This is a genomic window from Crossiella sp. CA198 (assembly GCF_052078295.1).
Classification (GTDB): domain Bacteria; phylum Actinomycetota; class Actinomycetes; order Mycobacteriales; family Pseudonocardiaceae; genus Crossiella.
Map to the genome: position 1 here is coordinate 61,759 of NZ_JBQJIM010000019.1, position 24,892 is coordinate 86,650.

Annotated in this window: 21 protein-coding genes; 13 read left to right on the forward strand and 8 right to left on the reverse strand. The window is 71.8% G+C overall.

Annotated elements, in window-relative coordinates; all coding sequences use genetic code 11:
• The first annotated feature begins 111 nt into the window (after window positions 1–111).
• Both ACTOWY_RS29780 and ACTOWY_RS29785 read left to right on the forward strand, forming a co-directional pair.
• A complete protein-coding gene (locus tag ACTOWY_RS29780) occupies window positions 112–1,293 on the forward strand; it encodes an NAD(P)-dependent malic enzyme (protein ID WP_441312921.1) in 1,182 nt (393 codons plus the stop codon).
• 308 nt (window positions 1,294–1,601) lie between these two features.
• On the forward strand, window positions 1,602–4,838 hold the full coding sequence (locus tag ACTOWY_RS29785; RefSeq protein WP_441313049.1) for an EAL domain-containing protein: 3,237 nt from the start codon (window positions 1,602–1,604) through the stop codon (window positions 4,836–4,838).
• Here the strand turns inward: ACTOWY_RS29785 and ACTOWY_RS29790 are convergent.
• Both ACTOWY_RS29790 and ACTOWY_RS29795 read right to left on the reverse strand, forming a co-directional pair.
• Window positions 4,835–5,605 (reverse strand): alpha/beta fold hydrolase, encoded by a 771-nt coding sequence (locus ACTOWY_RS29790; protein ID WP_441312922.1) that lies wholly within the window; start codon window positions 5,603–5,605, stop codon window positions 4,835–4,837. The two genes, ACTOWY_RS29785 and ACTOWY_RS29790, sit on opposite strands and share 4 nt — an antisense overlap.
• A gap of 52 nt (window positions 5,606–5,657) precedes the next feature.
• A complete protein-coding gene (locus tag ACTOWY_RS29795) occupies window positions 5,658–7,211 on the reverse strand; it encodes a bis-aminopropyl spermidine synthase family protein (protein ID WP_441312923.1) in 1,554 nt (517 codons plus the stop codon).
• 123 nt (window positions 7,212–7,334) lie between these two features.
• Between ACTOWY_RS29795 and ACTOWY_RS29800 the strand changes: the two genes are divergently transcribed.
• From ACTOWY_RS29800 to ACTOWY_RS29815, 4 genes are read left to right on the forward strand one after another with little or no spacing between them, the layout of a single operon-like run.
• Window positions 7,335–8,429 (forward strand): ABC transporter ATP-binding protein, encoded by a 1,095-nt coding sequence (locus ACTOWY_RS29800; RefSeq protein ID WP_247764198.1) that lies wholly within the window; start codon window positions 7,335–7,337, stop codon window positions 8,427–8,429.
• Window positions 8,426–9,103, forward strand: a complete 678-nt coding sequence (locus ACTOWY_RS29805; protein WP_185010443.1) for an ABC transporter permease — start codon at window positions 8,426–8,428, stop codon at window positions 9,101–9,103. The genes ACTOWY_RS29800 and ACTOWY_RS29805 overlap by 4 nt, the downstream gene beginning before the upstream one ends.
• On the forward strand, window positions 9,100–9,882 hold the full coding sequence (locus ACTOWY_RS29810) for an ABC transporter permease (protein WP_441312924.1): 783 nt from the start codon (window positions 9,100–9,102) through the stop codon (window positions 9,880–9,882). The genes ACTOWY_RS29805 and ACTOWY_RS29810 overlap by 4 nt, the downstream gene beginning before the upstream one ends.
• The gene (locus tag ACTOWY_RS29815; RefSeq protein WP_441312925.1) at window positions 9,879–10,769 is read left to right on the forward strand and encodes an ABC transporter substrate-binding protein; all 891 of its coding nucleotides are present in this window, start codon (window positions 9,879–9,881) and stop codon (window positions 10,767–10,769) included. The genes ACTOWY_RS29810 and ACTOWY_RS29815 overlap by 4 nt, the downstream gene beginning before the upstream one ends.
• A 77-nt stretch (window positions 10,770–10,846) precedes the next feature.
• On the opposite strand, the gene ACTOWY_RS29820 is transcribed toward ACTOWY_RS29815, so the two are convergent.
• Complete coding sequence (locus ACTOWY_RS29820) at window positions 10,847–11,629, reverse strand: IclR family transcriptional regulator (RefSeq protein WP_441312926.1); 783 nt, start codon at window positions 11,627–11,629, stop codon at window positions 10,847–10,849.
• 90 nt (window positions 11,630–11,719) lie between these two features.
• On the opposite strand from ACTOWY_RS29820, the gene hutH reads away from it, so the two are divergent.
• The 5 genes from hutH to hutI are packed head-to-tail and all read left to right on the forward strand — an operon-like array spanning window position 11,720 to window position 18,602.
• Window positions 11,720–13,267: a histidine ammonia-lyase gene (gene hutH, locus ACTOWY_RS29825; RefSeq protein ID WP_441312927.1), complete on the forward strand. Its 1,548-nt coding sequence runs from the start codon at window positions 11,720–11,722 to the stop codon at window positions 13,265–13,267.
• Window position 13,268: 1 nt separating this feature from the next.
• Entirely contained in the window at window positions 13,269–14,942 is a 1,674-nt protein-coding gene (gene hutU, locus ACTOWY_RS29830) for a urocanate hydratase (protein ID WP_441312928.1), read from the forward strand.
• Window positions 14,939–16,141: an allantoate amidohydrolase gene (locus ACTOWY_RS29835; RefSeq protein ID WP_441312929.1), complete on the forward strand. Its 1,203-nt coding sequence runs from the start codon at window positions 14,939–14,941 to the stop codon at window positions 16,139–16,141. Before hutU ends, ACTOWY_RS29835 begins: the two co-directional genes overlap by 4 nt.
• Complete coding sequence (locus ACTOWY_RS29840) at window positions 16,138–17,448, forward strand: formimidoylglutamate deiminase (protein ID WP_441312930.1); 1,311 nt, start codon at window positions 16,138–16,140, stop codon at window positions 17,446–17,448. The genes ACTOWY_RS29835 and ACTOWY_RS29840 overlap by 4 nt, the downstream gene beginning before the upstream one ends.
• Window positions 17,445–18,602 (forward strand): imidazolonepropionase, encoded by a 1,158-nt coding sequence (hutI, locus tag ACTOWY_RS29845; RefSeq protein ID WP_441312931.1) that lies wholly within the window; start codon window positions 17,445–17,447, stop codon window positions 18,600–18,602. The genes ACTOWY_RS29840 and hutI overlap by 4 nt, the downstream gene beginning before the upstream one ends.
• On the opposite strand, the gene ACTOWY_RS29850 is transcribed toward hutI, so the two are convergent.
• A complete protein-coding gene (locus ACTOWY_RS29850) occupies window positions 18,566–19,576 on the reverse strand; it encodes a pentapeptide repeat-containing protein (RefSeq protein WP_441312932.1) in 1,011 nt (336 codons plus the stop codon). The two genes, hutI and ACTOWY_RS29850, sit on opposite strands and share 37 nt — an antisense overlap.
• A 155-nt stretch (window positions 19,577–19,731) precedes the next feature.
• Between ACTOWY_RS29850 and ACTOWY_RS29855 the strand changes: the two genes are divergently transcribed.
• Window positions 19,732–20,058, forward strand: coding sequence for a hypothetical protein (locus tag ACTOWY_RS29855; protein ID WP_441312933.1), 327 nt, complete (start codon window positions 19,732–19,734; stop codon window positions 20,056–20,058).
• On the opposite strand, the gene ACTOWY_RS29860 is transcribed toward ACTOWY_RS29855, so the two are convergent.
• The 3 genes from ACTOWY_RS29860 to ACTOWY_RS29870 all read right to left on the reverse strand — a co-directional run bounded on the left by ACTOWY_RS29860 (window position 19,979) and on the right by ACTOWY_RS29870 (window position 22,574).
• Window positions 19,979–21,289 (reverse strand): sensor histidine kinase, encoded by a 1,311-nt coding sequence (locus ACTOWY_RS29860; RefSeq protein ID WP_441312934.1) that lies wholly within the window; start codon window positions 21,287–21,289, stop codon window positions 19,979–19,981. The genes ACTOWY_RS29855 and ACTOWY_RS29860 overlap by 80 nt on opposite strands.
• Window positions 21,286–21,954: a response regulator transcription factor gene (locus ACTOWY_RS29865; protein WP_441312935.1), complete on the reverse strand. Its 669-nt coding sequence runs from the start codon at window positions 21,952–21,954 to the stop codon at window positions 21,286–21,288. The genes ACTOWY_RS29860 and ACTOWY_RS29865 overlap by 4 nt, the downstream gene beginning before the upstream one ends.
• Before the next feature lie 68 nt (window positions 21,955–22,022).
• Window positions 22,023–22,574 carry an AAA family ATPase gene (locus ACTOWY_RS29870; protein ID WP_441312936.1) on the reverse strand — a complete coding sequence of 184 codons (552 nt, stop codon included), beginning with the start codon at window positions 22,572–22,574 and terminating at the stop codon, window positions 22,023–22,025.
• A gap of 69 nt (window positions 22,575–22,643) precedes the next feature.
• Here ACTOWY_RS29870 and ACTOWY_RS29875 point away from each other — a divergent pair, with 69 nt between their 5' ends.
• Complete coding sequence (locus ACTOWY_RS29875; protein ID WP_441312937.1) at window positions 22,644–23,612, forward strand: aldo/keto reductase; 969 nt, start codon at window positions 22,644–22,646, stop codon at window positions 23,610–23,612.
• Here ACTOWY_RS29875 and ACTOWY_RS29880 read toward each other — a convergent pair.
• Window positions 23,582–24,853, reverse strand: a complete 1,272-nt coding sequence (locus ACTOWY_RS29880) for an FAD-binding oxidoreductase (RefSeq protein WP_441312938.1) — start codon at window positions 24,851–24,853, stop codon at window positions 23,582–23,584. The two genes, ACTOWY_RS29875 and ACTOWY_RS29880, sit on opposite strands and share 31 nt — an antisense overlap.
• Window positions 24,854–24,892: the final 39 nt, after the last annotated feature.

Sequence of the window (24,892 nt, forward strand, 5' to 3'; positions counted from 1 at the left end):
TGGTCGACCCGTTGATCCCGCGAAACGCCAGGGTGCGACAGCGTCCGGCGGACCGCGTCACGTGCCTATTCGGGCACGCCCACAACTCTCGCCCCCTCCAGGAGGGACGCTGTGACAACCGTGGACGACCAGGCCACCGGTCAGCTCACCGATGAGGAGATCTTCTCCGCGCACGAGGCCGGCAAGCTCGCGATCGCCCCGACCGCCTCACTCGCCGACCCGCGTGCGCTGTCCATCGCCTACACGCCGGGGGTGGCCAGGGTCAGCCAGGCCATCGCGGCCGACCCGAGCCTCGCCGCCCGCTACACCTGGACCCACCGGCTGGTGGCCGTGGTGAGCGACGGCACCGCGGTGCTCGGCCTCGGCAACATCGGCCCGCGCGCCTCGCTGCCGGTGATGGAGGGCAAGTCCGCGCTGTTCAAGACCTTCGGCGGACTCGACTCGATCCCGCTGGTGCTGGACACCACCGATGTGGACGAGATCGTGGAGACCCTGGTCCGGCTGCGCCCCTCCTTCGGCGCGGTCAACCTGGAGGACGTGGCCGCACCGCGCTGCTTCGAGCTGGAGGCGCGGCTGATCGAGGCCCTGGACTGCCCGGTCATGCACGACGACCAGCACGGCACCGCGATCATCGTGCTGGCCGCCCTGCGCGGCGCCGCGGCCGCGCTCAAGCGCGAGTTCGCCCCGCTCAAGGTGGTCATCTCCGGCGCGGGCGCGGCCGGCGTGGCCTGCGCGAAGATCCTGCGCGCTGCCGGGGTCGAGGACGTGGTGGTGCTCGACTCCCGCGGCATCATCAGCCAGGGCAGGGACGGGCTCAACCCGATCAAGGCCGAGCTGGCCGGGATCACCAACCCGCGTGGCCTCACCGGTTCGCTGGACGAGGCGCTCAAGGGCGCGGACGTGTTCATCGGGCTGTCCTCGTCCAAGGTCGCGCTGGCGCAGATCCAGCTCATGGCCGCGGACTCCATCGTGTTCGCGCTGTCCAACCCGGACCCGGAGATCCACCCGGAACTGGCCGCCCAGCACGCCGCGGTGGTCGCCACCGGCCGCAGCGACTTCCCGAACCAGATCAACAACGTGCTCGCCTTCCCCGGTGTGTTCCGCGGCGCGCTGGACTGCGGCGCCCGGCGGATCACCGAGAACATGAAGCTGGCCGCGGCCGAGGCCATCTTCCAGGTCGCCGCCGAGGACCTGTCGGTGGACGCGATCGTGCCCAGCGCCCTGGACCCGAGGGTTCCGCTCGAAGTCGCCGCCGCGGTGGCCGAGGCGGCCCGCCGGGACGGGGTAGCCTGAAAGGGTCGGGGCACAAGGTTCACCGGGTTACCGAGCGTTCCGGCTACTCAGCGCTAACACTGACCGAGTGAAGGTAGTTCTCCCAGGTTGTGGCGTTTGTCAAGTTGCCACTGAATTGCCAACTCTGGGGGGTGGGCCAACCGGGTCCCACCTACTACCTTCACTCGTTCAGGTAGGCATCCGGGTGGGGGTTGGCGTGGCCACCTCGACTCGGGTGCACTGCTGAGACAGCCGCCGGCCGGGCCACCCTGCGCCGCGGCGGTCGATGCGGAAGGGTGGACATGGTGACCGAGCAGGTCCAGCGGGCGATGCGGGGACCGCACGTGCTCGAACCCGCGGAGTCCGCTCAGCCATGTCCGGACAACGGCGCCCCGGCCACCGCCGAGGAGATCGGCCCGGCCGCCGACACCGGTTCGGTGGACTCCCTGGAGATCGCTTTCCCGGACGCCGCCGCGCTGCTCTGCGACGCCAACACCTACGTGGTCAAGGCGAACAAGGCCGCCGCCGAACTGGCCGGCGCCACCATGGACGAACTCATCGGCCTGGAGCTGGGCGCGCTGCTCATCGGCGCCGACCCGGACACCAGGCTGTGCCGCCCGGCCGGTGGCGAGGTGCCGGTGCGGGTGGTCCGGCTGCCCGCGCCCGGCCTTGGCAGGCAGATCGTGCTGCTGGTGGACATCTCCGACCTGGCCAGCGCCGCGCAGGACCTGCGCGAGGAGGAACGCAGGCTCAACGACGTGCAGCGGGTCGCCGGGATCGCCTCCTGGGAGTTCGACCCGGCCACCGGCGAGACCATCTGGTCGGCCAACCACTACGACATCCTCGGCCTGACCCCCGGCACGGTCACCCCGGGCGCGCAGGCCGTGCTGGACGTGGCCCACCCCGAGGACCGGGACCTGATCGCGGCCTACTGGAGCGATCACAAGCACTCCGGCGACGCCATCGACATCGAGTACCGGGTGATCCGCCCGGACGGGGACATCCGGCGCATCCGCGGCGAGGCCAAATCGCACTGCGACGAGCGCGGCGAACTGGTCCGGATCACCGGCTACATCCGGGACATCACCGAGGCGTGGCGGGTGGAGAACGAGCTGGCCAAGGAGCGGGTCCGGCTGCTGGAGGCGCAGCGGATCGCGCGCATGGGCAGCTGGACCTACGAGGTCGCCGCGGGCACGATCTACCGCAGCGAGGCGCTGATCGAGCTGTTCGACGAGGTCGGTTCGGTGCCGGACAACGACATTCTCTCCGGCGTGCACCCCGCCGACCTCAAGGCTCTCGCCGATCTGCGGGACCGGCTGCTGGTGGCCGAGCACGGCGAGACCGCCGAGACCGAGTTCCGCGGCGAGCTGGGCGACAAGGTCTACATGCTGCGGGTGCGCGCCGAGCACGGCGAGGACCGCACGGTGGCCCGGTTGCAGGCCACCGTGCAGAACGTGACCGAGCAGCGCGCGCTGGAACGCCAGCTGCTGCGCGACCGGCGCAGGCTGGACGACGCGCAGCGGGTGTCCAGGCTGGGCACCTGGGAGTGGTACCCGGGCACCGGGGAGACCTCCTGGTCGGAGATGCTCTTCGAGCTGTACGGCGTGCCGCCGGGGCAGCGCACCACCTACCAGGACTACCTCAACCTGGTGCACCCCGAGGACCGGCAGTGGGTGGACGAGCTGTGGCAGCAGCTCGCCGCGGACGAGCAGCCGGTGGAGTGCGAGCACCGGCTGGTGCGCGGGGACGGCGCGGTGCGGGTCTTCCGCTGCCACGGCGCCGCGGTGGTCTCGCCAGAGGGCGTCACGGTGATGGTGGGCACCGCCCAGGACATCACCGAGCAGCGGGTGGTGGAGACCCGGATGCAGCGCTCCAGCCAGCGCTTCGCCGACCTGGTCTCGGTCACCCCGGTGGGCATCGGCATCTTCGACGACAGCGAACGGCTGGTCGACGCCAACGACGCGCTGTGCGAGCTGCTCGGTTTCGACCTGGAGCAGCTGCGCGGCATGACCGCCGAACAGCTCACCCACCCCGACGAGCCCGCCGAGCAGCTCTCGGTGGGCGCGCTGATGGCCGCCGAGGACCAGAAGAACCTCAAGATCCCGCAGCGGGTGCTGCTGCGCTCGGACAACGAGCCGGTCTACTGCGAGCTGCACGTGGCGCTGTCCGTGCAGGATGACGGCCGCCGGTTCTCGCTGGTGGTCTTCCAGGACATCACCGAACGCAGGCGCACCGCCGAGGCGCTCAAGCACCAGGCCACCCACGACGACCTGACCGGCCTGCCCAACCGGGCCGCGGTCAAGGAGCTGCTGGCCGGGCTGCTGCACGGCGACCACCCGCACGGGGTCGCGGTGCTGTTCTGCGATATCGACAACTTCAAGCGGGTCAACGACTCCCTCGGCCACGACGCCGGGGACGAGTTGCTGGTGGTGCTGGCCAGGCGGCTGGAGGGCGGGCTGCCCAAGGGCTGCACCGCGGCCCGGCTCTCCGGCGACGAGTACGTGATCATCTGCGAGAACATCGACGAGGTCGGCGGGGTGGACGCGCTGGCCACCAAGGTCTCCAGCCTGCTGCGCACGGTGGTCCCGGTGCACGGCCAGCTGGTCCGGATCTCCGCCTCGATCGGCGCCGCGGTGCCCAACGGCTCCCGCGCCACCGGCGATGACCTGCTGCGCTTCGCCGACGCGGCCATGTTCGAGGCCAAGCGGCGCGGTGCGGGGCGGGTCTCGTTGGCCAGTGCGGCGCTGATGGCCTCGGCGGACTGGCAGGTGCACCTGGAGGGCCAGTTGCGGGACGCGCTGGCCAGGGACGGTCTGGCCCTGCACTTCCAGCCGGTGGTGGACTCCTCCGGCACGATCGTCACCGCCGAGGCGCTGGTCCGCTGGCCGCACCCGGATCGCGGCCTGCTCTCCCCGGATGTGTTCCTGCCGGTGGCCGAACAGGGCGACCTGCTGCGCGAACTGGACCGCTGGGTGCTGCGCACCGCGTTGAAGGAGGCGGCGAACTGGCCGTCGGCCAACGGCGCCAAGGCCCCCGGAATCGCGGTCAACCTGGCCGGACTGCTGCCGGGTGACCAGGACTTCGTGGACATCGTGGCCACCGCGGTGGCCGAGGCCGGCATCGAGTGGGACCGGGTGATCCTGGAGCTGGTGGAGACCAGCCTGGTGGACCTGCCGTCCAAGACCCGGGTGGTGATGGCCGAGCTGGTCGAGCGCGGGGTCCGCTTCGCCGTGGACGACTTCGGCACCGGCTACTCCTCGCTGGCCCGGCTCAAGGACCTGCCCGCGCAGATCATCAAGGTGGACCGGCGGTTCGTCGCCGGGGTCGGCAAGGACCCCTCGGACTTCGCGGTGGCCCGCGCGGTGGTGGACATGGCCCGCGCGATGGGCCGCAGCTGCGTGGCCGAGGGCGTGGAGACCGCGACCCAGTTCAACATCCTGCAGGGCGTCGGCGTGGATGCCTACCAGGGCTGGCTGTTCTCCAGGGCGGTGCCGCCGCGGGAGTTCCGCGCGGTGCTCTCGCTGGGGCGGCTGCACGTGCCCAAGGCGGACTCCAGCGGCGTCTAGCCGAGTTGAGCCGCGGCGGTGCGGATCAGCCTGGTCACCGCCGCCGGGCGGGAGACCGGGGCCAGGTGGCCGGTGTCGAGTTCGACCGTGCGCGCGCCCATCCGCTGCGCCACGAACCGCTGGAGTTCGGGTGCGGTGGTGCGGTCCCGCCGGGACACCGCGTACCAGGACGGCCGACTCCGCCAGGCCGCGACGCTGGTCCGGCTCGCGAACAGGGTGGCGGCCACCCGGCCCTGCGCGGCGTAGAGCGCACGGGCCTGGCGGTGTGGCACGTCGACCGCGAAGTCGCGCAGGAAGGCCGTTTCGGTGAGCCGCCGGAAGCCGCCGGACTCGATGATCCCGGCGTTGGCGGGCGGGGTGGGGAAGCGGGCGGCGAGTGCGGCGTAGTCCTCGTTCACCTCGGGCGCGCGGGCCGCCAGGTAGACCAGACCGGCCACGTTGCGGTGCAGCCCGGCCTGGGTGATCACCGCGCCGCCCCAGGAGTGCCCGGCCAGCACGGCCGGTCCGGTCAGTTCGTCGAGCACGCGGTTGGTCGCGGCCACGTCCTCGGCCAGCGAGGTGAGCGGGTTCTGCACCGAACTCACCCGCAGTCCGGCGTCCTGCAGGCCCTCGATGACCGCGGCGAAGCAGGAGCCGTCGGCGTAGGCGCCGTGCACCAGCACCACATCCCGTACGCCGCGCGGGGTGGCTTGGGCGGCGGGCAGGCCGGTCATCGAGGTCAGCGCCGCGCCCGCGCCCAGCACGGTGAACGCCCTTCTACTGATCATGTCCTGAAGCTAGTCCGGGAATCCGGTCCGCCGGACAGGCTGCGCCCTCCCGTCAGCGATCGGTAAGAACTTCCGCGCCCAGTGCGGTGAACAGCTCGGCGAGCTGGTGGCGGGGCAGGTCGATCAGGCGGGCGCTGAGGTCGAGGTCCGGGAGAAGTTCGGTGATCCGGGCGCGGGCCTCGTTTTTGGTCAGGCCGGTCCTGGTGAGCGCCTCGCGCCAGATGTTGCCGGGTTTGCCGTGCGCACGGTCCAGCAGGGCGCGCTGGATCTGTTGTGGCTCAGGGGTTTCGCTGATCCGGTCGGCGACGATCACCGCGGACTTGGGGTCCGGGTTGCTGCGCAGGAAACGCAGTTTGTACTTGCTGGCAACGAGATCCGCCAGGCCGCGCTGGCCGCGTTCGCTGGTGATGTCCGGGTGGTTGTTGTCCACCAGCAGCAGCACCCGGTCGGCGGAGATGGCCAGCAGGTGGCGCAGTGCCCACGGGCCGGGGTCGGCGGTGGTGTCCAGCGCGACCGCGCCGCGGGCGGTCACCGGGGTAGCCCAACCTGGTTGGCGCACAACGACTTCCAGCCCGTCCTTGGCGGCGAGTTCACGCAGCGGGCCGACTCGATCGGTCGTGCCGGCCTCGATGGACTGCGGGCCGTGGGTGTAGATCCCGGTCCCGGCAACGGTTTTCCTGGCCTTGGCGGTCGGGCGGCAGACGTAGAGCGAACTCGCGCTGCCCACCGCCTGCGCGCCGAGGTACCGGTCGAAGTCGGGCAGCAGCGCCTCGAAGACCAGGCCGAGCTTCAGCAGTTCCTGCTGCACCTTCCAGCCGAGCGCGGGGCTGCGCTCGCTGAAGCCGTAGGCGATGTGGATCCGTCCGGTGGCCGGATCACGCAACGATTCCACCGCGCGGGTGGCGAACAGGCCGATGCCCTCGGGGGTGTAGGGCGGGTCGGTGAAGACCAGGTCGGCCCAGCCGGTGGCCGAGGGCGGGAAACCGAAGCGCAGGTCGGCGTGCAGGCAGCGGATCCGGTGCCCGCGCGCGCGGGCGGTGGCGTCGATGTGCGCGAGCAGGCGCTCGTCCAGGTCGATCACGGTGAGCTGGAGGTCCGGGCGCACCGCGGCCAGCGCCAGCGAGGTCAGGTCGTGATCGCCAAGGCACAGAACCTGCGCGCCGGCGAGGTCATAGGTGCGCTCCAGCCACAGCGCGCGGCGCAGCACCGACTCCGCGGTGGCCGGGACGTGGTCCAGCGCGGGCAGCGGCGGCGGATTGGCGTCGATATCGGCTCGGATGGTGGACAGCGCGGCTGTGTGCTGGCTCACAGCATCCGCGAGCGGATCTGCCGGTCCGGGGATTTCGTCCAGCTCGAACGCACTGCGGTAGGCCGCGGCCCTGGCCGGCCGGATGCGGTGCCGATCGCCCTGGCTCTCCAGGTCCGGCCCGAGCAGCGCCAGCAGCTCCTCCACCGAGCGGCGCGGGGCGGCTGGCCTGCGGATCAACTCGGCCAGCGGGTGCCAGTCACCGGCCAGCAGGGCGAGCACGCGGCGTAGCCGGCGGGCGGCCGGACCGGCCGCGGACAGGTGGGCAGCGAGCGGGTCCAGCGGCGCGTCGACGGTCACAAAACGTTTACTGTAAAGGGCTGGCCACTGGGTGTTGACCTCGCCGTTGTCAGTCCATCGGACTAAGGTCGATTGCTCAGGCGGCGGCCGGCCAGTGGCCGTCACGACCTTAAGGGGGCTCGCGTGATCGAGTTCCAGGCCGTGACCAAACGCTTCGATGACGGCACGGTCGCCGTCGACGAGCTGACCCTTTCCGTGGAGGCGGGCACGATCACCGTGTTCGTCGGGCCGTCCGGCTGCGGGAAGACCACCTCACTGCGGATGGTCAACCGGATGGTGGAACCCACCGGTGGCACCATCCTGGTGAACGGGAAGGACATCCGGGACTCCGATCCGGCGCTGCTGCGCCGCGGCATCGGCTACGTGATCCAGCAGGCCGGGCTGTTCCCGCACCGCAGTGTGCTGGACAACATCGCCACTGTGCCGCTGCTGTCGGGCTGGACCCGGCGCAAGGCGCGCGCTCGCGCGGCCGAGCTGCTGGAGACGGTCGGACTGCCGGTGGAACTGGGCAAGCGGTACCCGGCCCAGCTCTCCGGCGGGCAGCAGCAACGGGTCGGAGTGGCCCGCGCGCTGGCCGCCGATCCGCCGGTGCTGCTCATGGACGAGCCGTTCAGCGCGGTGGATCCCGTTGTGCGCGAAGGGCTTCAGGACGAACTGCTGCGGTTGCAGGCCGAGCTGGACAAGACCATCGTCTTCGTCACCCACGATATCGACGAGGCGGTCCGGATCGGTGAGAAGATCGCGGTGTTCCGGCAGGGCGGCGTGCTCGCCCAGTACGCCACCCCGGCGGAGCTGCTGACCAGGCCCGCCAACGATTTCGTGGCCAACTTCGTCGGCAAGGACCGCGGCTACCGCGGACTGTCCTTTGTGGCCGACGGCGAACTGGACCTGCGGCCGGTGGACACCGTGCAGGTCGGTGCGCAACGGCAGGCGGGCACCGGTTGGACACTGGCCCTGGACGCGGACAACCACCCGCGTGGCTGGCTGCCGCCGGAGTCCATCGCGGACGGTCAGGTGGCGGAAAGCTCGCTGGTGCCGGGTGGTTCGCTGCACGTGCGCGGCACCGCGCTGCGTGGCGCGCTGGACGCGGCGCTGTCCTCCCCCGCCGGGCTCGGCGTGGTGGTGGACGAGGGCGGCGGGTACACCGGCGTGGTCACCGCGCAGCAGGTGCTCGATCTGCTGGAGCACCGCCGCGAGCAGGAGACGGGCAGGGTCTGAGGGTGTTCGACGACCTCGCCAAGTACCTCGGCAACCCGCGCAACGTCGGCGCGGTGCTGGACGGACTGCTCCAGCACGTCTACCTGTCGCTGGCGCCGGTGCTGATCGGGCTGCTGCTGGCGATCCCGCTGGGCTGGCTGGCCCAGCGCACCCGGTGGCTGCGCACGGTTTTCCTGGGCACCGCCAACATCGTCTACACCATCCCGTCGCTGGCGTTGTTCGTGGTGATCCCCGGCCTGCTGGGCACCCGGATCACCGATCCGCTCAACGTGGTGGTGGCGCTGACGGTGTACACCACCGCGCTGCTGGTGCGCCCGGTGATCGACGCGCTGGACTCGCTGCCCAGCCCGGTGCTGGCCGCGGCCACCGCGATCGGGTTCAAGCCGGCGCACCGGTTCTTCGTGGTCGACCTGCCGCTGTCGGTCCCGGTGCTCACCGCCGGGGTGCGGGTGGCCGCGGTGAGCAACATCAGCCTGGTCAGCGTGGGCGCGCTGATCGGCACCGGCGGGCTGGGCGTGCTGTTCACCTCCGGCTTCGGCATCCAGTACCTGCCGCCGATCATCGTCGGCATCGTGCTCACCCTGCTGCTGGCCGCGCTGGTGGACCTGACCCTGGTCGCGCTGCGCCGCCTGCTCACCCCGTGGACCCGCCTGGGCACCGGAGGCGCGCCGTGATCCAGCAACTCTTCGCCTGGCTGGCCGATCCGGCGCACTGGCAGGGCCCCGACGGCCTGCCGACCCGGCTGGCCGAACACTTGTACTACACGCTGATCGCGGTCTTCGGCGCCGCGGCCATCGGCATCCCGCTCGGCTTGTTCGTCGGGCACACCGGGCGCGGCGGGCTGGTGCTGGTCGGCGCGTCCAACGCGATGCGCGCGCTGCCCACCCTGGGCCTGGTCACCTTCCTGTTCCTGCTCGGCGGCGGCTCCCAGGTCTCCACCCTGATCGCGCTGATCGTGCTCGCGGTGCCGCCGATCCTGGCCGGCACCTACGCCGGCGTGCAGGACACCGACGCCGGGGTGGTCGACGCCGCCCGCGGCATGGGCATGACCGGCTGGCAACGACTCTGGCAGGTCGAGGTGCCCAACGCGCTGCCGCTGCTGCTCGGCGGGCTGCGCAACGCCATGCTCCAGGTGGTGGCCACCGCCGCGGTGGCGGCCTACGTGGGCCTTGGCGGGCTGGGCCGGGTGCTGCTGGACGGCATGCGGATCTATGACTACCCCAAGGTGGTGGCGGGCGCGTTCGCGGTGGCGCTGCTCGCGGTGACGCTGGACCTGCTGCTCGCGGGTCTGCAGCGGATCGTGGTGCCGCGTGGGCTGCGAGTGGCCGCGCGGGCGGCGGCAATGGCTCGCGGCGCCACCCGGGTGCGGGTGAAACCCAACGGGCACAACAACTTGGCCAAGATCGAGACCCGGGCCGCTGAGTCCGGTGTTGCTGGAGGGACTAAGTCATGAAGCGGAATCTGGCGGCCGTGGCCGTGCTGGTCGTGGCCGCGGTGAGCGCCTGCGGGGCGCCCGCGGACCCGCTCAAGAACGGCGCGCCGGTCACCGACAAGACCATTCACATCGGTTCGGTGGACTTCCCGGAGAACAAGCTGCTGGCCGAGATCTACGCCGCGGTGCTGGACGCCGCCGGGGCCGAGGTCAAGGTGGCCAGCCCGGTCTCGGCGCGCGAGGTGGTGCTCAAGGGCCTCAAGGACGGCTCGTTCACCCTGGTGCCCGACTACAGCGGAAACCTGTTGCAGGCACTGGATTCCGGCAACACCGTGACCAAGTCCGAGGACATCTTCACCGCGCTCAAGTCCAAGGTCGGCCCCGATCTGGAGGTCCTGGAGCCCGCGCCGGGCGAGGACAAGGACGTGCTGGTGGTGACCCAGCAGGTCTCCCAGCAGCTCGGTCTGAAGTCCATGGCCGACCTCGGGCCGAAGTGCTCCCAGCTCACCCTGGCCGCGGCCGGTGAGTGGAAGACCCGCTGGGAAGCCAAGATCAAGCAGCTCTACGGCTGCACCTTCAAGGAGATCCGCTCCACCGACGCCGGTGGCCCAGTCACCCTGGACGCGATCAAGTCCGGTTCGGCGCAGGTCGCCAACCTGTTCACCACCGCCTCGGCGATCGGCACCAACAACTTCGTGCAGCTGGCCGACCCGAAGAACATGTACCCGGCGCAGAACATCATCCCGCTGTTCAAGTCCGGCAAGCTGACCGACGCCGCCAAGCTGGCGCTCAACCAGATCTCCAAGAAGATCACCACCGAGAAGCTGGCCGCCGCGGTCAAGCGGATCGAGGTCGACAAGGAGAACCCGGTCGACGTGGCCTCAGACTTCGTCAAGCAGAACGCCTGACCCGTCGACTTGGGCCAACTCGTACGCCCGGTTGGGCCAACTTGGCGTACCAGTTGGGCCAACTCGGCGGGCAGGGCTTAGCGGCCGGGCTGACCGCCGATGCGTGCGGTCAGCCCGGCCGCGCTTTGCACTGCCTCGGCGGCGAGTTCGGGCCAGTCCTGGCCGCATTCCTGCTCGCACTCGTGCCGGATGGTCAGGCTGATCGCGGCCACCGGCCGGCCGCTGTGGTCGAAGACCGGCACCGCCACCGAGGCGAAGCCTGGGGTGACGTGGCCGTCCTCCACCGACCAGCCGCGCTGGCGTTCGGCGGTGAGCAGCCTGCGCAGCGCGGGCAGGTCGCGCGGGCCGCGGCCGGTGCGGTCCACGAACGCCCGCGCGGACGGGAACAGCGCCCGGACCTGGGCGGCGGGCAGTCCGCTGAGCACGGCCCGGCCGGAGGCGGTGAGCTGGGCGGGCAGCCGCACGCCGACGTCGGTGACCAGGGTCTGCGGGCGATGTGGTTGTTCCTTGAGCAGGTAGAGGGCTTCCGCGCCGTGCAGCACGCCCAGGTGCGCGGTGGTCTCCACCCGGTCCACCAGGCGCCGCAGCAGGGGCCGGGCCAGCCGTTCGAGGGGGTCGTGGCGCAGGTAGGCCGAGCCCAGCTCGAAGGTGGCCACGCCGAGGCCGTAGCGGCGCTCCTCGGTCAGGTGGGTGACAAAACCGGCCTCGACCAGCTCGGTGAGCAGGTGGTAGGTGGTCGAGCGGGGCAGCTCCAGCTCGCGGGCGATGGCGGCCGCGGAGATCGGGCCCGCGCGCCCGGCCAGCAGCCGCAGCACGGCCAGGCCGCGGCGCAGCGCGGGGACGTCGCTGCTCTCGCCCACTTGGCACGCTCCTCAAGACGTCTGGGATCCCAGACAGTGTCACCCCAACCGGGATAGCCGTGCCAGCCGGTCACAGGTTCTGATGGGCACATGCAGCAACCGGTACCCGTCGGCTTGAAGCCGCTCTCCCGTGAGCAGGTCGTCGCGGTGGCCCGCGGCGGCGCGGCCGTGGAGATCACCACGGAGGCCCAGGAGGCCATGGCGGCCACCAGGGCGCACATCGAGGCCCTGGCCGAGGCGACCACGCCCACCTACGGCGTGTCCACCGGCTTCGGCGCGCTCGCCGTCCGGCACATCCCGCCGGAGAAACGCGCCCAGCTGCAGCGTTCGCTGGTCCGCTCGCACGCCGCGGGCGCCGGGCCGGAGGTCGAGGCCGAGGTGGTGCGCGCGCTGATGCTGCTCCGGCTGCGCACGCTGACCAGCGGGCACACCGGCATCCGGCCGCGCACCGCGGCCACCATGGCCGCGCTGCTCAACGCCGGGCTGGTGCCGGTGGTGCACGAGTACGGCTCGCTGGGCTGCTCCGGCGACCTCGCGCCGCTGTCCGCGGTGGCGCTGGCGCTGATGGGGGAGGGGCAGGTCCGGGACGAGTCCGGGCTGCTGCGCCCCACCGCCGAGGCCATGCGCGAGCACCGGATCGAACCGGTGCAGCTGGCCGAGAAGGAAGGCCTGGCGCTGATCAACGGCACCGACGGCATGCTCGGCATGCTGGTCATGGCCGCCGCCGACCTGCACCGGCTGCTCGACCTGGCCGATGTCACCGCGGCGATGAGCGTGGAGGCGCTGCTGGGCACCGACCGGCCCTTCGCGCCCGAACTCCAGGCCCTGCGCCCGCACCCGGGTCAGGCCCGCTCGGCCGCCCGGATGTTCGCCGCGCTGGCCGGCTCGCCGATCGTGGCCAGCCACCGCGGCCCGGACTGCACCAGGGTGCAGGACGCCTACTCGCTGCGCTGCTCCCCGCAGGTGCACGGCGCGGCCAGGGACACCCTGGCCTACGTGGAGACCGTGGCCGACCGGGAACTGGCCGCCGCGGTGGACAACCCGGTGGTGCTTTCCGACGGCCGGGTGGAGTCCAACGGCAACTTCCACGGCGCGCCGGTGGCCTACGCGCTGGACTTCCTGGCCATCCCGATCGCCGACGTGGCCAGCATCGCCGAACGCCGCACCGACCGGATGCTGGACGTGGCCCGCTCGCACGGCCTGCCGCCGTTCCTGGCACACGACCCCGGCGTGGACTCCGGCCACATGATCGCCCAGTACACCCAGGCCGCCCTGGTCTCCGAGCTGAAGCGGCTGGCCAACCCGGCCTCGGTCGACTCCATCCCCAGCTCGGCCATGCAGGAGGACCACGTCTCCATGGGCTGGTCCGCCGCGCGCAAGCTGCGCAAGGCGGTCGACGGGCTGACCACCGTGCTGGCCATCGAACTGCTCACCGCGGCCCGCGCGCTGGACCTGCGCGCCCCGCTCGAACCGGCCCCGGCCACCGCCGCCGCGCTGCGCGTGCTCCGCGAGCACGTCGCCGGGCCGGGCCCCGACCGCCACCTGGCCCCGGAGATCGCCGCCGCCGAACGCGTGGTGCGTTCCGGCGAGCTGCACGCCGCGGTCGAACCATTCCTCTCGTCCACCAATGGAGGGTGAAGTGACCACCGCAGGCCCCCGTCCGGTGCGCGCCGCGCGCGGAACCGAACTGACCGCGCGTGACTGGTCCACCGAGGCCGCACTGCGCATGTTCCACAACAACCTCGACCCCGAGGTCGCCGAACGCCCGGACGACCTGGTCGTCTACGGCGGCACCGGCAAGGCCGCCAGGGACTGGAACAGCTTCGACGCGATCAGCCGCGAGCTGACCACGCTGGCCCCGGACGAGACGCTGCTGGTGCAGTCCGGCCGCCCGGTCGGCGTGATGCGCACGCACGAGTGGGCGCCGCGGGTGCTCATCGCCAACTCCAACCTGGTCGGCGACTGGGCCACCTGGCCGGAGTTCCGGCGGCTGGAACAGCTCGGGCTCACCATGTACGGCCAGATGACCGCGGGCTCCTGGATCTACATCGGCACCCAGGGCATCCTGCAGGGCACCTACGAGACCTTCGCCGCGGTGGCCAGCAAGCGCTTCGGCGGCACCCTGGCCGGCACCCTCACCCTCACCGGCGGCCTCGGCGGCATGGGCGGCGCCCAGCCCCTGGCGGTCACCATGAACGAGGGCGTCGCGCTGTGCGTGGAGGTCGACCCGGACCGCGCCCGCCGCCGCCTGGAACACCGCTACCTGGACGAGATCGCTGACGACCTCGACGACGCGGTGCAGCGCTGCCTGGCCGCCAAGCGAGAGCGGCGCGCGCTGTCCGTGGCGGTCATCGGCAACGCCGCCGAGGTCTTCCCCGAGCTGTTGCGCCGGGGCGTGGACATCGACGTGGTCACCGACCAGACCTCCGCGCACGACCCGCTGGCCTACCTGCCCAAGGGCGTGGCCCTGGCCGACTGGCACGACTACGCGGCCAAGAAGCCGGATGAGTTCACCGACCGGTCCAGGGAGTCGATGGCCGAGCAGGTGGAGGCCATGGTCGGGTTCATGGACCGCGGCGCCGAGGTCTTCGACTACGGCAACTCCATCCGCGGCGAGGCCAAACTCGGCGGCTACGAGCGGGCCTTCGACTTCCCCGGCTTCGTGCCCGCCTACATCCGCCCGCTGTTCTGCGAGGGCAAGGGCCCGTTCCGCTGGGCCGCGCTCTCCGGTGACCCCAAGGACATCGCGGCCACCGACCGCGCCATCCTGGAACTGTTCCCGGAGAACAAGCAGCTGCACCGGTGGATCACCATGGCCCAGGAGCGGGTGGAGTTCCAGGGCCTGCCCGCCCGGATCTGCTGGCTCGGCTACGGCGAACGCCACCTGGCCGGCCTGAAGTTCAACGAGATGGTGGCCAGCGGCGAACTCTCCGCGCCCATCGTCATCGGCCGGGACCACCTGGACTGCGGCTCGGTCGCCTCCCCGTACCGGGAGACCGAGGCCATGGCCGACGGCTCCGACGCCATCGCGGACTGGCCCCTGCTCAACGCCCTGATCAACACCGCCAGCGGCGCCACCTGGGTGTCCATCCACCACGGCGGCGGCGTGGGCATCGGCCGCTCCATCCACGCCGGCCAGGTCACCGTCGCCGACGGCACCGCGCTGGCCGCGCAGAAGCTCGAACGCGTGCTGACCAACGACCCCGCCATGGGCGTCATCCGCCACGTCGACGCCGGGTACTCCCGGGCGGATGAGGTTGCGGCGGAACGCGGTGTGCGGGTGCCCATGGAAGGGGTATCGAAAAAGGTATGAGCACTGCGACGGGGTTGCTGTCGGACATCAGCGGCGTCGGGGTCGACCGCCAGCGCGGCGGGTACTCCCGGCACGGGTTCGACGTGGTGGAACTGGAACTGCGCGAGTGGTTCATCGCCGAGGCCGGCAAGCGTGGCCTGACGGTGGAGAACGACCGCAACGGCAACCTGTGGGCCTGGTGGGGCGCGCCCGGCAAGGACGCGGTCATCACCGGCAGCCACCTCGACTCAGTGCCCGGCGGCGGCGCCTTCGACGGCCCGCTGGGCGTGGTCTCCGCGCTGGCCGCGGTGGATGTGTTGCAGGCCAGGGGTTTCCAGCCGCGGCGGCCGTTCGCGGTGACCGTGTTCGCCGAGGAGGAGGGCGGGCGCTTCGGCGTGCCCTGCCTCGGCTCCCGGCTGATGGCGGGCAGCATCGACCCGGACGCGGCGCGGCGGCTCACCGATCTCAACGGGATCACCCTGGCCGACGCGGTGGACGCGGCCGGGCTCGACCCGGCCCGGCTCGGGCCGGACCCGGCGGCGCTGGCCTCGATCGGCTGCTTCGTCGAACTGCACGTGGAGCAGGGCAAGGGCCTGGTCGACCTGGACGCGCCGGTCGGGGTGGCCAGCTCGATCCTGGCACACGGCCGCTGGCGGTTCCGGTTCACCGGCGAGGGCAACCACGCCGGGGCCACCCTGATCGGCGACCGCACCGACCCGATGCTGCCCGCCGCCCAGCTGGTGCTGGCCGCGCGGGCCGCGGCGCGGGCGGTGGACGGGGCTCGGGCCACGGTGGGCAAGCTCATCCCGAATCCGGGCGGCACCAACGTGATCGCCTCCGCGGTGGACGTGTGGCTGGACGCGCGGGCGGCCACCGACGAGGTCACCCGCAACGTGGTCGCCGAGATCACCGCGGCGGCCAGGGACGCCGCCGAGGCCGAGGGCTGCGCGGTCGCGGTGACCGAGGAGTCCTACGGCGATACGGTGATCTTCGACCCGGAGCTGCGCGACCAGCTCGCCGCCCAGCTCGGCGGGGTGCCCGCGCTGCCCACCGGGGCCGGGCACGACGCCGGGATCCTGGCCGCCAAGGTGCCCACCGCGATGCTGTTCGTGCGCAACCCCACCGGCATCAGCCACGCCCCGGCCGAACACGCCGAACCGGCCGACTGCGAGGCCGGGGTCACCGCACTGGCCCACGTCGTGGAACAGCTGACCCGATGAGCACCTACTGGTGCGAACAGGCCTGGCTGCCCGGCGGGGTGACCAGCGGCGTGCTGATCCGCGCCGAGGACGGCGTGTTCACCGAGGTGTCCACAGTGGACAGTCCGCCGCTGGGCGCCCGGCGGCTGCCGGGGGTGGTGCTGCCCGGGTTCGCCAACGCGCACTCGCACGCCTTCCACCGGGCGCTGCGCGGGCGCACACACGGCGACGGCGGCACCTTCTGGACCTGGCGGGAGGGCATGTACGCGCTGGCCGCCAAGCTCAACCCGGACAACTACCGGCGGCTGGCCCGCGCGGTGTACGCCGAGATGGCGTTGTCCGGGGTGACCGCGGTCGGCGAGTTCCACTACGTGCACCACGCTCCCGGGGGCAAGCCCTACCGCGATCCCAACGCGATGGGTGAGGCCCTGCGCCAGGCCGCCGCCGAGGCCGGTGTCCGGCTCACCCTGCTGGACACCTGCTACCTGTCCGCGGGCTTCGGCGCTCCCCTTGCCCCGGAACAACTCCGCTTCGGCGACGGCGACGCGGCGAGCTGGGCCGCCCGGGTCGCCGCCATGCCTGCTGACCACAACACCCGGATCGGCGCGGCCATCCACTCGGTCCGCGCGGTGCCCCGCGACCAGCTCGCCGACGTGGTCGCGGGCGCGGCGGGCCGTCCACTGCACGTGCACCTGTCCGAACAGCCCGCGGAGAACGAGGCCTGCCAGGCCGCGCACGGGCTGACCCCGGCCGAACTGCTGCACGCCGCGGACGCGCTGTCCCCGCACACCACCGCGGTGCACGCCACCCACCTGACCCCCGGCGACATCGCGCTGCTCGGCGAGACCGGCACCGGCTCCTGCTTCTGCCCGACCACCGAGGCCGACCTCGCCGACGGCATCGGCCCGGCCCGCGAACTGGCCGACGCGGGCAGTCCGCTCTCCCTGGGCAGCGACCAGCACGCGGTCAACGACCCGATCCTGGAAGCCAGGGCGCTGGAGCACCACGAACGCCTGCGCACCGGCCAGCGCGGCCGGTTCACCCCGGCCGAACTGCTCAAGGCGTCCACAGTGGACGGTCACCGGGCGCTCGGCTGGCCGGACGCGGGCCAGCTCGCGGTCGGCCAGCGGGCCGATCTGGTGGCACTGCGGCTGGATTCGGTGCGCACCGCGGGCTGCCGTCCGGACCAGGTCCTGCTGGCGGCCACCGCGTCCGATGTGGACAGTGTGGTCAACGGCGGCCAGCTGGTCGTCCGGCATGGTGAACACATCCGGCTCGGCCCGGTGGGACCGTTGCTGGCCAAGGCGATCAAGGAGGTGTGGGCATGACCGTCCTGATCACCGGCATCGGTGAGCTGACCACCAACGACCCCGAACTGGGCCAGCTCAGCAACGCCGCCCTGGTACTCGACGGCGACCGGGTGGTCTGGGCAGGTCCCGAAGCGAGCGCACCGGACGCGGACAACCTGGTCGACGTCGAGGGCCGGGCCGTGCTGCCCGGCTGGGTGGACAGCCACACCCACCTGCTCTTCGCCGGTGACCGCACCGCCGAGTTCACCGCCCGGATGGCCGGTCAGCCCTACCAGGCGGGCGGCATCGCGGTCACCGTCAACGCCACTCGCGAGGCCACCGACACCGAGCTGATCGAGGGCCTGCGCCACCACCTCGCCGAGGCCGTCGCCCAGGGCACCACCTACCTGGAAACCAAAACCGGCTACGGCCTCAACACCGAACACGAACTCCGCTCCGCCCGGATCGCCGCCGAGCTGGCCGACGAGGTCACCTTCCTGGGCGCACACCTGGTGCCGCCGGGCTGGGACGCCGACGACTACGTGGACCTGGTCTGCGGCGAGATGCTGGACGCGGTGGCCCCGCACGTCCGCTGGGCCGACGTCTTCTGCGAAACCGGCGCCTTCGACGAAGACCAGTCCCGCACCGTGCTCAACGCCGCCGCCGCCAAGGGCCTTGGCCTGCGCGTGCACGGCAACCAGCTCGGCTACGGCCCCGGCGTCCGCCTGGCGGTGGAACTCGGCGCCGCCAGCGTCGACCACTGCACCCACCTCACCCCCAGCGACATCGACGCCCTGGCCAACTCCGACACGGTCGCCACCTTGCTCCCCGCCTGCGACCTCTCCACCCGCCAGCCCTTGCCCGAGGCCCGCAAGCTCGTGGACGCCGGCGCCACCATCGCCCTGGCCTCCAACTGCAACCCCGGCTCCAGCTACACCTCCTCGATGGCCTTCTGCGTGACCACCGCGGTCCTCCAGATGCGCCTCACGGTCGAGGAAGCGGTGCGGGCGGCCACCTGGGGCGGGGCGCGGGCGCTGGGGCGGGAGAGCGGGGATGGCGCGGTTGGCGTGCTGCGGCCGGGGGCGCGGGCGGATGTGCACGTGCTGAACGCGCCGTCGGTGACGCACCTGGCTTACCGGCCGGGGGTGCCGCTGACTCACTCGGTGTGGCGGTCCGGACTGCGGGTCAAGTAGCCCCAGGTTCCCGGCAGACCCTCGATCCGGCCTTCGACCTCGCGGGGTGGCGGCTGCACGATCCAGCCAGCGGGCCAGTGGTCGTCGGTGCCGACCCGGGTGCGGGCCTGGTCGAGATTGACCTGGCCCGGCACCGGGTCGCCGAAAATCGCTGGGGCCACGAAGACCGCTCCCACGAAATTGGCAAACCCGGGGAACCTCGCGTTGCCGAAGTGGACGAGACCGAGGAAGCGCGCCGTATCGAACTGCGTGCGGGCGAGATCGACATTGGCGAAATCGACTGAGCCGGTGAACCTTGCACCAGAAAAGTCGGTGAACAGCTGAAACTCACTCCTCGTGAAGTCCGCGGCGCCCTGGAACTCGGCGTGGCGGAAGTTCACGCTGGCCACCACGCAATAGCTCAGGGTGAAGTCCAGCAGGACCGCGCCGCTGAGGTCGAGGGTGATCTCCGGCCAGAATTGCGCGGTCTCCCGCAGCAGGTGCCAGGCCAGAATCCGCTGCGCGGTGAGCCGGACCTGCCGTTCCTCCTGGCCGCTCTCGTACGGCATCCGCAGGTACGCGCAGAACAGGTTCACCACCGTCTGCCGATGATCCGGATTGCCCTCGCCCAGCCGCTCCAGCGCGTACAGCCCCGCCAGCCGCACCGGCGCCTTGTCCGACCCCAGCTGATCCGCCGCTTTCGTATACAGCTCGGTGATCCGCTTTTCCGCCGCGTCATGCCGGACGTCCGCCGCCGCCTGCTCCTTCTGCGCCAGATCCGCGTCCTGCAACCCCAGCCCGATCTCGGTCGCCCGCTGCCGTCGCACCGCCAGCAACAACGCCAGCGCCGCCCCGACCCCCGCCGAGGTGGTCAGCCCGGTCCGGATCGCCTCGATCCGCGCCTTGGTCGCCTCCGGCTCCAGCAACCCGCCCGCCGCCCGCCACAACCAGTACCCGATGCCCAGCCCCGCCAGCACGACCACCGCCGCGGACACGGCAACCCACCACCAGCGCAACGGCGTCAACGGCACCCGCGGAGCAGTCATCCGCCCATGCTCCCAGCTCGCCCGCTTGATCTTGGCTTTCGGTTGGTTTTCCCCCTGTTTCGGTTGACTGCTCGTGGTTTTCCCACCAACACAAGGAGATTTCCATGAGGTCGCTGAAGTCCATCCTCCTGGTCGGCGCGCTGGCCATCGGCCTGCCGTTGGGCACCGCGTCGGTAGCCATGGCGGATGAGGCGGCGAAGCCGGGTAAGCCAGGCGTGGTCAAGTTCGCCGGGTATGCCGCGGCGGAGACCGCGGACAAGGCCGTGCGGCTGGCGCAGGACGGGGTGGACCGGGGGATCGCGAACTACGAGAAGAAGACCGGGACCACCTGCAAGAAGCTGGGCGGGCTGGTCAAGGTGGAGAAGAAGTCGGAGACGTTGTACGAGGCTCTCGCGCGGGTCGAGGCCTTCTGCCGCAAGGGCAAGGGCTGAGTGCCGGGCCGGGCGGGGGATCAGCCCCGCCCGGCCCCCGTGGCGACGGCATGCGGTGCGGGGCGGTCAGATCCGGTAGCCACAGCACGAAGGTGCAGCCCTGGCCGGGGATGCTGTGCACGGTGACGCGGCCGTCGTGGCCCTCCATGATCTGCCGCACGATCGCCAGGCCCAGCCCGCTGTGCCCGTTGTGCGCGGCGTGTTCGCCTGCCTGCCAGAACCGGTCGAACACCCGGGGCTGGTCGTCGGGGCGGATGCCGGGGCCGTCGTCGTGCACCGCGAGCCAGCACCAGCCGTCGCCGCGGCCGGTGGCCAGCCGCACCGTGCTGCCCGCGGGGGCGAAGCGCAGCGCGTTGCTCAACAGGTTGGCGGTGGCGCGTTTCAGCGCGTCGCGGTCACCGATCACCCGCAGTCCCGGGGTCAGTTCGCGGGTGAGGGCGACGCCGGCTTCAGTGGCGAGCTGATCGTGTTCGGCGGCGGATTCCTCGGCCAGTCCGGCGAGGTCGGCCTCGGTTTCGGCGAAGGCGGGGGCGTCCCGGCGGCCGGTGGCCAGCAGGTCCTCGACCAGGCCGCTCATCCGCAGCACCGCACGGCGCACCACCTCACCCGCCTGGTCGCGTTCGGCCATCGTCGCGTCCGGGCGGGTGAGCACCGCGTCCAGGTTGGCCTGGATGATGGCGAGGGGGTTGCGCAGCTCGTGTGAGGCGTCGCCGAGCAGGCGGCGCTGGTCGGCGAAGGCGGTGTCCAGCCGGGCCAGCATGTCGTCGATGGTGTCGGCCAGGCCGCGCAGTTCGTCCGGCGGGCCGTCCAGGGCGATCCGGCGGGACAGGTCGGTGGCGCCGATCTCCCTGGCGCGCTGGGTGATCCGGCGGATTGGGCGCAGCGCGCGGCCTGCCTGCCACCAGCCGATGAGCAGGCTCAGCAGGAACAGCACGGACAGCGCGATCGCCGAGTACCGGCCGAGCAGGGTGATCGCCTGGTACTGGATCTTGCGCTCGAAGCTCTGCACCGCGTTCTGCTTCTCCACTGTCCAGGACGTCGCACCGCCCCCGACGTCGTGGATGAACACCTTGACCAGCCCCTCCTGCTCCACCGGCGGGGCGGTTTCCAGGGTGTAGAGCACGCCGAGGTAGATCGAGGTGATCACCAGCGCGCCCAGCACGAACACCCAGGCCGAGTAGGACACGGTGAGCCGGAACCGGATCGTGGTCAGCCAGCGGCGGGCGCTCACCGGTCCACCAGCCGGTAGCCGCGGCCGATCACGGTCTCGATCGGCGCCGCCGCACCGGGGCTGGACACCTTGCGCCGCAACGTTCCTACGGTGACCCGCACGGTCTCGGTGAACGGGTTGGCGAACTCGTCCCACACGTGTTCGAGTAGTTCCTCGGCCGGGACCAGCCTGCCTGGCCTGGACATCAGGTAACGCAGCACGCCGAACTCCTTGCGGGTCAACGTGATCGGCACCCCGCCCCGGGACACCTCGCCACTGGCCGGATCCAGTTCCAGCCCACCGGCGCGCAGCACCGGCTCCCCGGTGTCCCCGTCCCGGCGCAGCAGCGCGCGCAGCCGGGCCAGCAACTCGGCCAGCGCGAACGGCTTGACCAGGTAGTCGTCCGCGCCGTGGTCGAGGCCGCGCACCCGGTCGGCCAGGCTGGCGCGGGCGGTGAGCATCAGGATGCGCACCCCGCTGACCGAGCGGATCCGGCGGCACAGCAGCAGCCCGTCCCCGTCCGGCAGGTTCAGGTCCAGCACCACCAGGTCGTAGGCGTGCACCCCGAACTTGGCCAGCGCCTCGGCGCCGGTGGCCGCGGTGTCCACCGCGTACCCGGCGTGGCTCAGGCCGGTGCGCAGCGCACTGGCCAGGTCCGCCTCGTCCTCCACGATCAGCAGTCGCACCCCGCCGACGGTATCCCGCCGGTGACCCCGGGTCCGGCCACGCTTTCGGTGGATTTTCGGCCGTGGACTCAGCCCTCGGTCAGCCGGTACGCACCGCGGGCGATCCCGGCCAGCACCGCGGTGGTGGTGTCCTCGGCGTCCAGCGGCCCGGAGTCGACCACATGCCGTTCCAGCTCGCCCAGCCCGCTGAACTGCTTGTACAGCGACCGGATCGGCGCCACCTCGGTCAGCGCGCCGGGCCCTCGGTCCACCGCCCGCCCGATGGTGATCGCCTCGTTGGGCCGCAGCACCACGTAGTGCACGGCGAACCCGCCGCCCGCCTTGCGGAAGACGTCCAGGAACCACGGGCCGATCACGCCGTCCACCACCACGTCGTAGCCGCCTGCGGCGTAGCCGAAGGCGGCGGTGGCCAGCACGTCCACCACGATCTCGTTCTGTCGCTGGGCTTCGGGCAGGTACGGCGCGATCGCGCCGCGCCGGATGAACTTGTAGAAGTCGTCGGTGTGCAGGTGCACGCTGGGCGACAGCTCATCGGCCAGCAACCGCGCCACCGTGCTCTTGCCCGCACCCGGCGGGCCGGTGAGCACGATGACCTGTCCTGGTGACACGGGCTCGCTCATGCCGTCGATGATGGCCCAGGGACCGGAAATGCGCTGCCGCGCGCGCGAGAGCGGCGTAGGTTCGGCCGCATGGAGTATGTGAAGCTGGGGGCCACCGGGCTGGATGTCTCGCGGATCTGCCTGGGCTGCATGAGCTACGGCGTGCCCGAGCGCGGCACCCACCCGTGGTCGCTGACCGAGGAGCAGAGCAGGCCGTTCCTCAAGCGGGCGGTCGAGCTGGGGATCAACTTCTACGACACCGCGAACGCCTACAGCGACGGCACCAGCGAGGAAATCGTCGGCAAGCTGCTCGGCGAGTACGGGCGGCGGGACGAGATCGTGCTGGCCACCAAGGTGCACCTGCCGATGGGGGAGGGGCCGAACCGGCGCGGACTGTCCCGCAAGGCGATCTTCACCGAGGTGGACAACAGCCTGCGCCGGCTGGGCACCGACTACATCGACCTGTACCAGATCCACCGCTTCGACCGGCACACCCCGATCGAGGAGACCCTGGAAGCCCTGCACGACGTGGTGAAGTCGGGCAAGGTCCGCTACCTGGGCGCCTCCTCGATGCACGCCTACCAGTTCGCGAAAATGCAGTACCTGGCCGACCTCAACGGCTGGACCCGGTTCGTCTCCATGCAGAACCACTACAACCTGATCTACCGCGAGGAAGAGCGCGAGATGCTGCCCTTCTGCGCGGAGGAGGGCATCGGCGTCATCCCGTGGAGCCCACTGGCCCGCGGCCGCCTCACCAGGGACTGGGACGAGGCCACCGCGCGCGCCGAATCCGATGCCTTCGGCAAGACGCTCTACCAGGACAGCGACCGGGTCGTGGTGGACGCGGTGGCGGCGGTGGCCGCCGAACGCGGCGTGCCCAGGGCTCAGGTCGGCCTGGCCTGGCTGCTGCACAACCCCGCGGTGACCGCCCCCATCGTGGGCGCCACCAAGATGTCGCACCTGGACGACGCGGTCGCCGCGGTCGGGTTTGAACTGTCCGAAGAGGAGATCGCCCGGCTGGAGGCGCCCTACACGCCGCACGCCGTGTCGGGATTCTGAGGCAGCACGCCGAACCGCCCGGCCGGGTCCAGTCGCGCCTTCAGCTCGTGCAGGCGGCGTGGGTAGCGGGCCTGGGCCGGGTCGGTGAGGAAGTTGCGGAACCGATCGCCGCTGGTCCACGGGGTCAGTGCGGCGAACAGCGCTTCGTGCGTGGCGGCCGTGCCCGGCTCCGGGTGCAGCGTGGTGATGGTGGCCAGGTACCGCGCGTCCCGGCCGCTGACCGCGTTGCGGGCCGGGCTGGCCAGCGCGCCGCCCAGGTGGCGGAGTTCGACGATGTGCGGGCCGTTGGGGGTGTGTGCGAGCAGGCGGCGGGTGGTGAGGGCGTCGGCGTCGCGGAGCAGCCGGTTGGTGGAGTGGTATGGGGCCGGGGTGGTGGGGTCGTTGTAGATCGTGCCGACCTCGGTGAGTTTCATCGGGCCCACGGTGTCCTGGAACGGGCCGAGGGCGCGTAGCGGGGCCACCAGGTCGTCGGAGGCGGGGCCCGCCTGGATGATCCGGATGTGCGCGACCCGGCGGCCGCGGAGCAGTTCGGGCACGCCGGGGAAGTCCGGGAACGGGATCACCGCGATCGAGCTGGTCAGGGTGTCCGGGACGGTCGTGGTCCACTCGGTCCAGACCCGCAGCGCCTCGGGGATCAGTTCGGCGTCGAAGAACAACCCGCCGGCCCACAGCTCCGGCATGGGGACCAGCTCGAAGGTCAACTCGGTCACGATGCCCAGGTTTGCGCCGCCGCCGAGCAGGCCCCAGTACAGGTCCGAGCCGGGGCGTACGTGCTGGAGTTCGCCGTCGGCGGTGACCACCTCCAGGGCGCGGACCCGGTCGGCGGCCCAGCCGAAGGCGCGGCCGAACAGGCTCAGGCCGCCGCCCACGGTGTAGCCGATCACGCCGACGTGCGGGGTGCTGCCCAGCAGCGGGACCAGGCCGTGCGGGGCGGCGGCCTCCAGGACCTCGCCCCAGCGCACCCCGGCGGCCACCGTGGCGGTGCGCTCGGCCGGGTTGACGGTCAGCTCGCGCATTCGGTGGGTGGTGATCAGCACGCCCGGCTCGCCCGTGGGCGGCAGGCCGTGGCCGGTGGACTGGACCGCGACCGGCAGGTTCCGCCCGGCGGCCAGCCGGACGGCGGCCCGCACCTCGGCGGCGGAGGTGGCGCCGACGACCAGGGCCGGGCGGTAGGTGGAGTTGGTCTGGAAGGCGGCGCGTTCGGTGTCGTAGCCGGGGGAGTGGGGCTCGAAGGTCAACATGCGGCCCAGGTTAGGAGCCGTTGCGGACAGGTTCTGTCC